At 52.6% G+C, this 12881-nt stretch carries 12 protein-coding genes; 8 read left to right on the top strand and 4 right to left on the bottom strand.

Features of this window, described 5'->3' with window-relative positions:
* Positions 1 to 73: 73 nt before the first annotated feature.
* Positions 74 to 3460: a mechanosensitive channel MscK gene (mscK, locus tag U869_RS0109455; protein ID WP_025120374.1), complete on the top strand. Its 3387-nt coding sequence runs from the start codon at positions 74 to 76 to the stop codon at positions 3458 to 3460.
* A 31-nt stretch (positions 3461 to 3491) separates the two neighbouring features.
* Here the strand turns inward: mscK and rsmS are convergent, their stop codons facing one another.
* Positions 3492 to 3671: a pleiotropic regulatory protein RsmS gene (rsmS, locus tag U869_RS0109450; RefSeq protein WP_021180129.1), complete on the bottom strand. Its 180-nt coding sequence runs from the start codon at positions 3669 to 3671 to the stop codon at positions 3492 to 3494.
* Between the two features lie 97 nt (positions 3672 to 3768).
* A complete protein-coding gene (priC, locus tag U869_RS0109445; protein ID WP_025120375.1) occupies positions 3769 to 4305 on the bottom strand; it encodes a primosomal replication protein PriC in 537 nt (178 codons plus the stop codon).
* 364 nt (positions 4306 to 4669) lie between these two features.
* On the opposite strand from priC, the gene U869_RS0109440 reads away from it, so the two are divergent.
* From U869_RS0109440 to apt, 6 genes are all read left to right on the top strand, one after another.
* On the top strand, positions 4670 to 6001 hold the full coding sequence (locus U869_RS0109440) for an MFS transporter (RefSeq protein ID WP_025120376.1): 1332 nt from the start codon (positions 4670 to 4672) through the stop codon (positions 5999 to 6001).
* A 1-nt stretch (position 6002) separates the two neighbouring features.
* The gene (locus tag U869_RS0109435; protein WP_025120377.1) at positions 6003 to 6974 is read left to right on the top strand and encodes an aminoimidazole riboside kinase; all 972 of its coding nucleotides are present in this window, start codon (positions 6003 to 6005) and stop codon (positions 6972 to 6974) included.
* A complete protein-coding gene (locus U869_RS0109430; RefSeq protein WP_025120378.1) occupies positions 6975 to 8015 on the top strand; it encodes an ADP-ribosylglycohydrolase family protein in 1041 nt (346 codons plus the stop codon).
* A gap of 57 nt (positions 8016 to 8072) precedes the next feature.
* Positions 8073 to 8807, top strand: a complete 735-nt coding sequence (locus U869_RS0109425) for a GntR family transcriptional regulator (protein WP_025120379.1) — start codon at positions 8073 to 8075, stop codon at positions 8805 to 8807.
* Between the two features lie 73 nt (positions 8808 to 8880).
* Complete coding sequence (locus U869_RS0109420) at positions 8881 to 9261, top strand: DUF454 family protein (protein ID WP_025120380.1); 381 nt, start codon at positions 8881 to 8883, stop codon at positions 9259 to 9261.
* Positions 9262 to 9407: 146 nt separating this feature from the next.
* Entirely contained in the window at positions 9408 to 9959 is a 552-nt protein-coding gene (gene apt / locus U869_RS0109415; RefSeq protein ID WP_025120381.1) for an adenine phosphoribosyltransferase, read from the top strand.
* Between the two features lie 171 nt (positions 9960 to 10130).
* On the opposite strand, the gene U869_RS0109410 is transcribed toward apt, so the two are convergent.
* Together U869_RS0109410 and gbpA are read right to left on the bottom strand one after the other, a co-directional pair.
* Positions 10131 to 10661, bottom strand: coding sequence for a cytochrome b (locus tag U869_RS0109410; protein WP_025120382.1), 531 nt, complete (start codon positions 10659 to 10661; stop codon positions 10131 to 10133).
* A gap of 81 nt (positions 10662 to 10742) precedes the next feature.
* Positions 10743 to 12164 carry an N-acetylglucosamine-binding protein GbpA gene (gene gbpA, locus U869_RS0109405; protein ID WP_025120383.1) on the bottom strand — a complete coding sequence of 474 codons (1422 nt, stop codon included), beginning with the start codon at positions 12162 to 12164 and terminating at the stop codon, positions 10743 to 10745.
* A 275-nt stretch (positions 12165 to 12439) separates the two neighbouring features.
* On the opposite strand from gbpA, the gene gspS reads away from it, so the two are divergent.
* On the top strand, positions 12440 to 12817 hold the full coding sequence (gspS, locus tag U869_RS0109400) for a type II secretion system pilot lipoprotein GspS (protein WP_029987402.1): 378 nt from the start codon (positions 12440 to 12442) through the stop codon (positions 12815 to 12817).
* Positions 12818 to 12881: the final 64 nt, after the last annotated feature.

Raw genomic sequence — 12881 nt, 5'->3', positions numbered from 1 at the left:
AACGCTTTTACTGTTCTTGCCAACCTGCGATCGTGATAACCTTGGCGCTTCATTGTTAAACCGACGTTAAATCATGAGTCGCAGGCGTATTCTCTCCGCAGTCCGAACCGTTTCCTTCCCTCACGCTGCGGGCCAATTCCGCATTTTCACGCTTTGGCTGTTGTTATTGGCGGCACTGGCTTTGCCTTTGGGGGCGTTCGCTGCACAAAACGGTGATCTACCGACACGCAGCGACATTCAAAGCCAGATTGAAACGCTGAACAAACAGAAAAACCTGACGCCGGTCGAAAAACTCTCTCTACAGGATTTAAACCGCACGCTGGAGCTGCTTGACGGCATCGATCGTATCAAGCAAGAGGTCAATCAACTTAAACAGCAGGTGCAGCAGGCCCCGGCCAAATTACAGCAGGTAACGCGGGACCTGGAGTCGCTGAAAAATACGGCGGATGAAGCGGTGACGCGAGCCGAACTGCTACCGCTTTCCCTGCGTCAGTTGGAAAGCCGCCTGTATCAGACGTTGGACGAACTGCAGGACACCCAGGAGAACCTCTCCACCTACAACAGCCAGCTTATCTCCTTACAGACCCAGCCAGAGCGCGTACAGAGCAGTATGTACACGGCTTCCCAGCGCCTGCAGGAAATCCGTAACCTGCTTAGCGATCGCGCACCGGGGCAACAGGTATTACGCAGCACCCAGCAGGTCATGCTCAATACGGAGCAGGTGTTGCTCAATGCCGAGATAGACCTGCAACGCAGGAGCCTGGATGCCAATACTACGTTACAAGACCTGCTCCAGAAGCAGCGCGATTACACCACCATGAACATCGACGCCCTGGATCACCGGGTGCAGGTGTTGCAGGACGTGGTAAACAGCAAGCGGCTGACGCTGTCGGAAAAAACGGCCAAAGAGGCGCAGAACCCGGAAGATGCCAGCGATATCCAGAGCAACAAGCTGGTGAGTAAAGAGCTGAACATCAACCGGCAAATCAGCCAGCGGCTGATCACCGCCACGCAAGAAAGTAACACCCTGTTCCAGCAAAATATTCAGGTAAAAAACTGGCTCGATCGTGGCCTGCAATCGGAACAGAACCTGAAAGAGCAGATCCAGGTGCTGAAGGGCAGCCTGGTACTGTCGCGCATCCTTTATCAGCAGCAGCAAAACCTGCCGCCGGGTACGCTGGTAGCGGATATGAGCACCCAAATTGCAGACTTACGGCTGGAGCAGTTTGAAATCAACCAGCAGCGCGATGAGTTGTTCAAGGGCGATGAATTCATCAATAAACTGGTGGCCGACAGCAAGGAAAAAGCCAACGGTGACGTGCTGGATGCCTTGAATGAAATTGTCGATATGCGCCGTGAGCTGCTCGATCAACTGAATAAACAGCTCAATAACCAACTGTCGCTGGCCATCAACCTGCAAATTAATCAGCAGCAGCTGACCAGCGTCTATAGCTCGGTACAGGACACGCTAACCCAGCAGATTTTCTGGGTTAACAGCAACAAGCCCATCGATTTCGCCTGGCTTAAGGGATTGCCGAGCGCGGTGAAGGAACAACTGGCCGGGTTGGATTTCAAATTCGAACCAGGGCAGATGTTGATGGGGGGGCTGCATGCGCTGGTATTCCTGATCCCATTACTGGTAGTGATTGGTCTGCTGCGCTGGCGCTATCGTCTGATCGACAGGCATCTGCAAAAGCTGGCCAATGATGTCGGCCAGCTAAAGCGTGATAGCCAGATGCATACGCCGAAAGCCATTCTGCTGACCTTGTTAAAGGTGTTGCCGGGCTCGTTGTTGCTGCTCGGTGCCGGGTTCTGGTTCTATCGGGCCGATTTCAGCATCAGCGATTTTATCTGGGCCTTGTCACAACAGCTGGCGCTGTTCTGGCTGGTGTTTGGTTTCACCTTCCGCATGCTGGCACCGGGGGGGATTTCGGAGCGGCACTTTGCGACGCCGGCCGATCGTTGCGCGCACTATCGCCGCCAGACTTTCAGGTTGGGGTTGGCCTTATTACCGCTGATCTTCTGGTCAGTGCTGGGGGAGAAAGCCCCGCTGAGACTGGTTGAGGATGTGATTGGCCAGGTGGTGGTGATCCTGACATTGGCGCTATTAGCGGTACTGGTATTCCCCATTTGCCGCGACCACTGGCGTGAAAAGGATTCCCACAAGGTGCGGCTGCTGATGGTCACCGCGTTGGCCGCTACACCGGTGATCCTGCTTGGGCTGATGTTTGCCGGTTACTTCTACACCACCTTACGTTTGGCGGGCCGTTGGATCGATAGCCTGTATCTGTTCTTCCTGTGGAATATCGTTTACCTGGCGGCGATCCGTGGCCTGAGCGTCGCAGCTCGTCGGCTGGCCTATCGCCGTGCCCTGGCGCGCCGCCAAAACATAGCCAAGGAAGGAGCCGAAGGAAACGAACCCGTGGAAGAACCGCCGCTGGCGTTGGATCAAATCAATCAGCAATCGTTGCGTTTGACCACCATGGTGCTGTTTTTGATCTTCGCCAGTGCGTTTTATGCGATTTGGTCGGATCTGGTTACGGTGATCTCCTATCTCGATAGCGTAACCCTGTGGCATTACACCAGCAATGTGGCGGGCAGTGTGATCCCGCAGGCGGTCACACTGGGCAATATGATGGTGGCGGTGTTGGCGGTGATCGTGGCTTACGTCATGACGCGCAACCTGCCGGGTCTGCTGGAAGTGCTGGTATTATCAAGATTGCAGCTGCGGCAGGGGGCGTCCTACGCCATCACCACCGTACTTACTTATCTGATCACGGCGGTGGGCACCATCACTGCGCTAGGGTCGCTAGGTGTCTCGTGGGACAAATTACAGTGGCTGGTAGCGGCACTGTCGGTGGGGTTGGGCTTCGGTTTGCAGGAAATCTTTGCCAACTTCGTTTCCGGCCTGATCATCCTGTTTGAGCGTCCGGTGCGGATCGGCGATACCATCACCATCGGCACCTATTCCGGTACGGTCAGCAAGATCCGTATCCGCGCCACCACCATTACGGACTTTGACCGCAAAGAAGTGATCATCCCGAACAAAGCGTTTGTTACCGAGCGGCTGATTAACTGGTCATTGTCAGACACCATTACCCGCGTGCTGATTAAGGTGGGGGTGGCCTATGGTTCGGACCTGGACAAGGTTAAGGCGGTATTGTTGCAAGCGGCGCATGAAAACCCGCGCGTGATGACGGATCCTGAGCCGATGGTCTTTTTCCTCAATTTTGGTGCCAGCACGCTCGATCATGAATTACGGTTGTACGTGCGTGAGCTGCGTGATCGCAGCTATACCGTAGACGAACTGAACCGGGCGATCGATCGCCTGTGCCGTGAGAACGAGATCAATATTGCCTTCAACCAGTTGGAAGTGTATCTGCATAACCAGCAGGGCAATGAAGTGCAGGAGGTCAAACGGACGCAGGCTCCAGGCGACGGTATTCAACCGGCGGTGTAGGGACCTGACAATAAAGGCTGGCGGGCCATGATCATTGGCCCGCAGGCAAATACGGCGAGGTGATGCCTGCGCGCTGCATCTTTTCCTGATAATCCTTTCTGACGATATCCAGCGCGGCCAGCGCCGTTGCCGGATCGATCTCGTTGCATTCCAGCAGGTAAATCAAGTCTACCGCCAGTTGCAATTCTGGGGAGGCATTCTCTAGCGACATAAGTCCAACGTTTGTGTTAGTGAGAGGGCTACTTTGGCTGAGTATAGTGAACATGGCGCGGGGAAGGGAATAATCATTAAAATAATGTGACAAATATTCAAAAACCGTTTTCTTTTCGCTCGATACTGCGTTCTATGCGCGCCAATGCTTGCCGACAACGCACTAATCTGCCTTCGAAGGCGGCCAGCTCGTGTTGTAATTTCTTCTGCGCAGCGAAGGTGGTTTGTTGCCCCAACAGGCTTTCACGATCCTGGATCATGGCGATCAGGCGGCGTTCATAGTCCTGATGTTCGGCGAGCTTATGGTACAAATCAACCACCGCCACTTCCTTCGGTTGATTTTTACGTCGAATCGTCAGGGTAGCCATTTCACGCTGTAACGCGGTGAGCTGCGCCACCAGCTTTTCCGCCAGAAAGGCAACGTGGGCGGTACGGTTGTCTTTTACTGCCGTTTGTAGCTGGGCAAAGTTCCTCTGTACCTCGGCCAGATAATCTCGTAACCGGGTGCCGTGGTTGGAGAACAGTGCCACGTCAAAGCGTGCCTGCGAGATGGGGGCATCGCCTCTAGGGTGTATTTCGCTTGCCAGGGCGGCGATCTGTTGTTCAAGCGCCTGTAATAAGCGGTGCGTAGTCACGTGAGATCCTTCGATCAGGCAATAGGTGCTTAAGCTTGCCCGTGAAAGCGTAATGAAACAAGCGGCAAATACCTGTTGGCAACCCTGTACCCTGAGCGTTCAGGCGCATAAAGCGCGATCCACCGGAGTGAATCTTTGTGATGATGATCAAAAAGTATAAAGGTATACCTTTATGTTTTTTGCTTCAGGGGTAGACTGAGTCTGTGCCAACATTTCAGGGAAAATTATCCAGTGGTGAACAAGGCGGAAGAAAACCGTCGTTCGGGTAAGCGTTATGTGGCATTAGCGATTGGCATTGACCAATGAAAAGTGACCTGTTGTTAACAGACTGCATCGTTAACAGATCTTAATAAAAGGTGCTCACATGAAATTATCAGTCCTCGAAAAGATAGGATTTGGCGCCGGCGATATGGCAATTAATATCATCATTATCGCCATGCAGTTATTGCTTGCGTATTTTTACACCGATATTTATGGTTTGCATGCCGCTGACGTGGGCGTTTTATTCGTGGTTGTGCGCCTGATTGACGCAATTATCGATCCGCTAATGGGGGTGTTAACCGATAAAGTCAACACCCGTTGGGGACGTTATCGTCCCTATCTGTTGTGGTTTGCCATTCCATTTGGTTTTGCCGTTTACCTGATGTTTATCACGCCCGACGTGGATTACACTGCGAAATTGGCGTGGGCCTACTTCACTTATATTTTAATGACGGTTATCTACACCGCGATCACCATTCCCTATATTTCCATGATCGGCGTGATTACGGATGATCCATTGAAACGGTTGAGTGCCAACGGTTACCGGTTTGTGATGACCAAAATTGCGGCGTTTCTGGTAACCATTGTAGTGCCACTGATGGCCGTGTGGCTTGGCCAGGGCAGCAAGGCACATGGTTACCAACTGTCGATGGGGCTGATGGGCGTCATGGGAGCGGTGCTGTTTATCTTCTGCTTCTTGACCACTCGCGAGCGCAGCCGCCCGGAAATTCCCACCATGCGTCTGCCTGAACAGTTCAGGCTGTTGCTGCGCAACGATCAGTGGCTCCTGTTGGGCGTGGTGATCATGCTACTGATGTGCGGCTATGTGATCCGCGGTTCCGTAGCCGCTTACTATGCCAAGTACTATCTCGAAGGTGGAGATGCCCTGATTTCCCCGTTCCTGACCATCGGGGTTGTGGCCTCGATACTGGCCATGATTTCCACCACCTATATCACCCGGGTCTACGACAAAATAAAGCTGTTCCGTTATACCCAGTTGCTGACCTTTATTTTAAGCCTGGGAATGTTCTTCCTGGTCGGACAAAATAACCTGTGGTTGGCCTTCATATTTTATTTCCTGATTAACTACTTCTGCGATATGCAGATGCCGATATTCTGGTCATCCATTGCTGAAGCGGTAGATTATGGCGAAAACAAGACCGGCAAGCGGGTTTCTGGCCTGGCATTTGGCGGTATTTTATTCTTCCAGAAATTTGGTATGGGGATCGCCGGTGGGCTATTAGGTTTTCTGCTCAGTCATTTCGGTTATCAGCCCGACGTGCAGCAGACGGCCAATGCATTAACCGGCATTGCCATGATGATGACGATAATTCCGGCATTATTCCATTTAATCATCGGCCTGCTGATGAAACGTTATGTCATTAATAATCACTATTACGCTGAATTGAAACTGGCCTTGGCCAAGCGAGGGTGAGATGAGCAGCAGCAACAAGGTATGGGTAATTGGTGATGCTTCGGTTGATCTGGTACCTGACGATCAACAGCGCTATCTGAAATGCCCGGGGGGCGCGTCTGCCAACGTGGCGGTGTGTGTAGCGAGACTGGCGGGGCAGTGTGGGTTTATTGGCCGCCTGGGGCTGGATCCGGTCGGTCATTTTCTGGCACAGACTCTGCGGCGCGAAGGGGTGGATATCAGCAGTCTACGGCTCGATCCTGCACTGAAAACTGCCGTGTTGATCGTGTCATTGGAAGAGGGCGGTGAGCGTTCCTTCAGTTATCTGGTGACTCCCAGCGCCGACAGCTTTGTCAGCGAACAGGATCTGCCGATTTTTGCGGCCGGGGAGTGGTTCTACTTCAACTCAATTGGACTGATCCGGGAACCTTCGCGTAACGCCTGCCTGGTTGGCGCTCGCCAAATGCAGCGGGCAGGAGGTTCGGTGCTGTTTGATGTCAACCTGCGGGAGGCTATGTGGGATCAGCCACAAGACATCCTGCCGCAGGTGACCGCTGCCATCGCGCTGGCCGATATCTGCAAAATCTCTGCCGACGAACTCTGCCGCCTGTCGGCTCAGCCGGACTGGCGTAGTGCTCGTTACTACGCCCGTGATCTGGGCTGTATGACGACGGTAATCTCCCTCGGTGGCGAGGGGGCCTATGTCATCCATCAGGGGCAAGAACAGCATTTCCCGGCCATTCCGGTCGTGGCGATCGATACCACGGGAGCTGGAGATGCCTTTGTCGGCGGCTTGCTGAGTCGCTTGGCACAACAAGCCGATTGGCGCCATCAATCATTGGCCGACGCCCTGTTGACCGCCAATTTTTGCGGGGCGGCGGCGGTGACGCAGAAAGGGGCCATGACCGCTTTACCTACTGCCGGGCAACTGGCTGATTTTTATGCGGCCTCATCCTGGCAGGCCGCTGTTGCAAATGACACCAAGGAGACTTGAATGAACGCAAATTATGACAAGGTACTGGGTTGCCTGATTGGCGCTGCTGCCGCCGATGCGATGGGAGCGGCGACAGAAGTGCGCACCCAGCAACAAATCAAGGACACTTTTGGTGGCTGGGTGACAACGTTCCTCAAACCTCCGGCGGATACCTTTGGCCGTTGTAACGAGGCCGGGATGTGTACCGATGACTTTCTGCAGGCGAAATATATTATGGATGCTCTGTTGTCCCATGGGCGGCAGGTTTCCGATACGGCAATGAGAGAAGCCTTCCAGCGTTGGTTGGATTATCCCTTTTATGCCAACTTTACCGGTCCAACGACCCGCGCGGCGATGAAAGCGATTTTTAACGATAATCGCGCTTCTTTACAGGGCGAGTTGGAGGGGGAGAAGCAGTCAGTGCAGATTATCAACGGCGGTAATGCTGCCGCCACCAATGGTTCGGCGATGAAAATCTGGCCAGCGGCGGTGTTGCATCCGGCAGAGATTGATCGAGCGATCCAATGCGCTCTGGATATCGCTCGTTTTACCCATAATAATGTACTGGCAATGTCTGGAGCTGCGGCCATGGCGGCAGCGATCAGCGAGGCTTTATCCAGCTCGGCCAGCCGTGATTCGATTATTGCGGCAGGCATTTATGGTGCCGATAAAGGGTTGGTGCTGGCAGCCGAACAAGGCGCAGCGGCGATTGCCGGGCCATCCGTGGGGCGGCGCATCGAACTGGCTGTGACCATTGGCAAGCGGCATCTGCATTGGGAAACGGCGATCGTCGAGTTGAACGATATTATTGGTACCGGGCTGCATGTCAGTGAAGCGGTGCCGGCTGCATTCGGCCTATTCGCCTGCTGTGCCAGCAATCCGGTCGATGCTATTGTTTCCGCAGTTAATATCGGCAATGATACCGATACGGTTGCTACCATGGTTGGTGCCATTTCTGGCGCATACCACGGTGCAGCAGCATTACCCGCAGACTACCTGAGTACCCTGGATCGTATGAACCATTTCTCTCTGGAGGCGTTGGCGGGTTCAATTACGCAATAACAGCCAGACAGGGGAAGGAGCAGGCTCTTTCCCCTGTAAACAAGAAGAGGTCATCAGGTGGTGGTAGACAAGGCGAGCTATACGCCGCTGTATAAGCAGTTGTATTCGATCATCTGTCATCAGATCCTCGATGGCACCTACAGCCTCGGTGACCGTTTACCGACGCAAAAGGAAATTGCGCGCCAATTTGATGTTTCGCTCATTGTCGTCAAACAGGCGTGGAATGACTTGGTGGCAAGCGGGATCATCGTCTCGCAGCGCGGCACCGGTTCGGTGGTGAATGCGCTGCCGGAAGGGGTTAGCTATGGGCACACGTTCCGCGGTATTACCTCTGACCTGAGCTTTTCCCAGATACGGATAGAAAACCAGATCCTGGCGGTGGCACCCCGCAGCGCCAAAGAGGCATTGCTGGACGGATTGAACCTGCCAGCCAAGAACAAGTATCTGTTTATCTCCCGCGTGCGCTATGCCAAAGGCAAGCCGTTCAACCACGAAAAAATTTACATTAACCTGTCGTTCTTCCCCGGTTTGCAACTGGTGCCAGAGGATTTGGCACAACAGTCGCTATACCAGTTGCTGGAAAATCGGTACCAGATCACCATCGGCTCTGCCGTGGAAAAGATTGATGCCGTTATGCCTTCACCTGAGTTATGTGAACGCTTGCAGATCGGTGCTGATATGCCGCTGCTGTCGGTCGCACGGCAGACGTTCCTCCGCGATGAGAATGAACCCTTTGAATATTGCCGCTATAGTGTGTTATCAGACTACTTCGGTGAAATTCATTACCAGTAATCTACCTTGACGATTTTGGGACTTGGCTGCCGGATGCTAAAATAGCAGCAAATAGGGCCTAAGAAGAAACGGCATGACTCGTTGGTTGTTGATTATACTGGGATGGTTGGCCGTCGTGCTGGCCACGTTGGGCGTGGTGCTACCGCTACTGCCGACGATCCCATTTCTCTTGTTGGCTGCCTGGTGCTTTGCTCGCTCTTCGCCGCGCTTTCACCATTGGTTGTTATATCGCTCCTGGTTCGGTTCTTATTTGCGTCATTGGCAACAGCATAAGGCGCTGCCGCCTGGAGCCAAGTGGAAAGCGGTCGTGCTTATCGTGCTGACGTTTGCCGTTTCCCTGTGGCTGGTGCCGCTTTGGTGGGTGCGCGGTTTACTGCTGGCGATGCTGGTTATTCTGCTGACCTTTATGCTCCGGCTGCCAGTTATTGACCTGTCGCAACAAAAACAGCGCTGATCGTGCTGCGTCAGTTGCATTTATCCGCCTTTTTGCATAGATTTGGGCGTTTTCGTGCGCAGGTTTCCTCCCGCCGTTTTTTGTTCATGGTGTGGCAGTTGAAGGCCTGTGTGGAAGTTATCAGGTAGTTTTATCAGGCAATAACTATGACCGCGACTGCGCAACAGCTTCAGTATATTAGAGACAGTATCAAAACCATTCCCGACTATCCGAAGCCGGGTATTCTGTTCCGTGATGTCACCAGCCTGCTGGAAGATCCGCTGGCGTATGCTTCCAGCATTGAACTGCTGGTTGAACGTTACCGCGATACGGGCATCACCAAGGTGGTGGGTACTGAAGCGCGTGGATTCCTGTTCGGCGCGCCGGTAGCGTTGGCACTGGGCGTGGGCTTTGTGCCGGTACGCAAGCCGGGCAAATTGCCGCGTGCCACCCTGAGCGAAAGCTATGAGCTGGAATACGGCACCGATAAGCTGGAAATTCACACCGACGCTATCGTCGCTGGTGACAAGGTGCTGGTTGTTGACGATCTGTTGGCTACTGGCGGCACAATCGAAGCTACCGCTACGCTGATCCGCCGTCTGGGTGGTGAAGTCACTGGCGCGGCATTTATTATCAACCTGCCGGATCTCGGGGGCGAAACGCGTCTGAATAATCTGGGGATTGATTGCTACTGCCTGCTCGACTTCGCTGGGCATTGATAGCATAGACGGCAACCCCGTGGCTCGCTGCGGGGTTGGTGTTTAACAGCCACTTCTTGGTATCTCTCTACTCTTTTAGCCCTCAACGTTATCGATGGGCACCCTCCTGGCATTTCCGACATGTACTGCGCCCCTGTTAATCGGGGCGAAGATAGACAAGCGTTAATAAACTTAAACCATGCGCGAAAGGATCGGGTTCTTGTCAAACAACTGATGTTTGATCACGGCACAGACATGCATCAGCAGCATCAGGCCGAGCGAGATGCAGCTAATGCGATGCACGGTGAAAAAGAATCGGTTAACTTCCAGATTCTCTAATGGTTGTGGGATGTGGATCAGGCCAAACAGGCTGTAGCCATGTTCCAGCATCAGGAACCCACTGATCAGTACGGCAAAGATGATGAGATAGAAAATCTCGTGCAGCAGGACAACCAGCCCTTTTTTGTGTCCAGTAATATGGCTGCCGTAAGGCACGGAAGGGCGGAAAAAACGCCAGATAAAACGCACGACCATCAGCGTCGCCATCACCGTTGCCAGCGACATATTCAGTTCGGAAAAGAACCTGAACACCTGTGGGTCTGAAATAAAGTGCAGACCGTAACCCACGATGGTAGCGTAAATGATCCCTATGGCCAACACCCAGTGCAAGATGCGGGAGAACAGGTCATAACGTGTTTTGTGGGGGAGATTGCTCATCGTCATTATGGGGTTCCGTAAAACAGGATAATACTAACAACGGCCCACGAAGGGCCGCTGGTGGAAAGGGTAAAACGTTTCAGACGCTTATTTCAGTGTCCAGGCATCCTGCCAGTTGCTGCCCACGCCCGGTTCAAACTGAGAGGTGGTTGCAGTCCACTGGATGCAGTAGCCGCTGTAAGGGAAAGGTTTACACTCGTAGGTTTTGCCATCTTTTGGCTGCAAGACCACGGTCCCGGCAACGTATGAAGAGATATTTTCCGGGAAGATATGCTGATATTCACCGGTACCGCCGTTGCTGGCGTTCTCTAATTGCAGATCGATCACGTCCTGCTTGATCAGTTTGCCGTCTTTATTGGTCGCAAAGTATTTGAGCATGTGGTGACCAGACTTCACGTCTTTCAGCATGATGCTGAATGGCATGTTGGTATCGGCGATATCCTGCTTCACATAACCCTTTTCACTGCCGTGGTGATTGATCACCGTGGCTTCAAAGCGGATTTCCCCTTTTGCCTGCACGTTGAAGTCCAGCTTGGCCTGGCCGTCCTGGATTTTGCTGACCTGCGCACCGGAAACGGTCACTTCTTCAGTAATTTCAGGCGACTGCTCTTCATAGGCGGTCACCACTTTGCTCAGGCGGCTATCTTTCTTCACGAATGCGCTGTTATTGCCGAACACCGGGTTGATATTACCTTGGCCGTCTTTTACCCCAACGCGAACATCGGTGTGGGTGTTGTTGATCTGGGTTGCCAGATCGAATGACCAACGGTTTTTATCCGTCTGCTCCTGGGTGGCGATGGTCATTTCAGTGCGCTTGGCCTGCACTTCACCTTGATCGTCGAAGAAACGGGCGATGACTTTATCGCCTTGACGCAGGTCTTTACCGACAATCTGCCCTGTAAGCTGAGTGGTCCACTCTGAAACCACGCCTTCTTCACCACCAAAATCAACGTCGATGACCTGATAGAAGCTGTTGATGGTATCGGAGATCTCCCATACACCATAGATCACCTGGGAACCGGTGCGCTGTGGAACATCGCAGCTGTGGGTGGCACGTGCCGCTGGCAATTCCTGATGCCCTTCAACCTGGCAGAAAGGGGTACTTTCGAAAGCGGCGCGCGTCAGCGGCTGGTTTTGATCCCAATTTTGTTTGGTGATGTAATAGCGCCAGTTTTGGGTTTTATGCGGAGCCGTGTGGTACCAGGTAAAGTTGTTCATACCGGCTTTGATCGGATTTTTCGCCCAAAGGTTGGTGCTTTGTTTATCCAGCGGAGAGAATTGAGAAAGGCTGGCGCTAGCCAATTCGCCATCCAGTGGCAAAGGTCCGATTGGGAAGCCCGAGTCTTTCTCAATGCTTTGTGGCTCGTATTCCGCCTGGCCACAATCGTAGTTCTGTTGCATCTTGCATTTATAAGCGCGGCTTTCTGGAAACTCAATATAACCGTGTGCCCAAGAACCCGAAGAAATAATTAAAGCAGAAACAGCTAAGGCAACTTTTTTCAATCTCATTGTATTATCCGAATAAAATCAAATTGGTATAATTAAAAGGATGTATAAAGATATTCCCTTTAGTATCGGAGTGTACTCCATGGTCTCCGGGAAAGCATGTTAGCGATTTTTGTCGGTCTGACATCTTATAATCGATTAAAATAAGATTTTTTAATATCAATTGGGATCCGCTAAGGGGGGCGCTTAATGAAAATTAAGAAGTTAATAGTGTTATCATTAGCGGTAAAACCTTAAAATAGTCGCCTTACTCGCTAATAAAAAATGACGAAATCAATATGAAAAAACACATGCTGCCTTTGCTGTTGGGGGCAAATTTACTGACCGGATGTTCTCTCTCTACTTCAGAGCAAGAGGCGTCCTTGGCACAGCCACCGCAGGTAGAGCAATTGGCTACGCTGGTGGCCTCCAGCGGGTTTTTAAGAGACCATTGCCAGCGCAGCGATGTGCCAGCGGAGGCCAAGCTGATAGCGGCTGCGCATTCACAGGCGAGAAGCAAAGGATGGGCATTGAACGGCGCGGCAGAACAACAGCTTACGGCACGAGCCAAGAGTATTTTAACCGATCTGAATCAGGACGGGTCGCCGTTGGCGGAGAAATGTGCTTACTTTAACCAGCAGTTGGCGCCGTTTATTGAGCTGGCACGCCGCCAGTAATATAAGAGCAGGCTATCTAGCTGCTTAGAATAGTGTTTCAGGAGAGGGTCAAGTATTCAATGTG

Source organism: Serratia sp. H1w, assembly GCF_000633355.1.
Lineage (GTDB): Bacteria > Pseudomonadota > Gammaproteobacteria > Enterobacterales > Enterobacteriaceae > Chania.
This window is presented reverse-complemented; position numbering and strand designations above follow the sequence as displayed.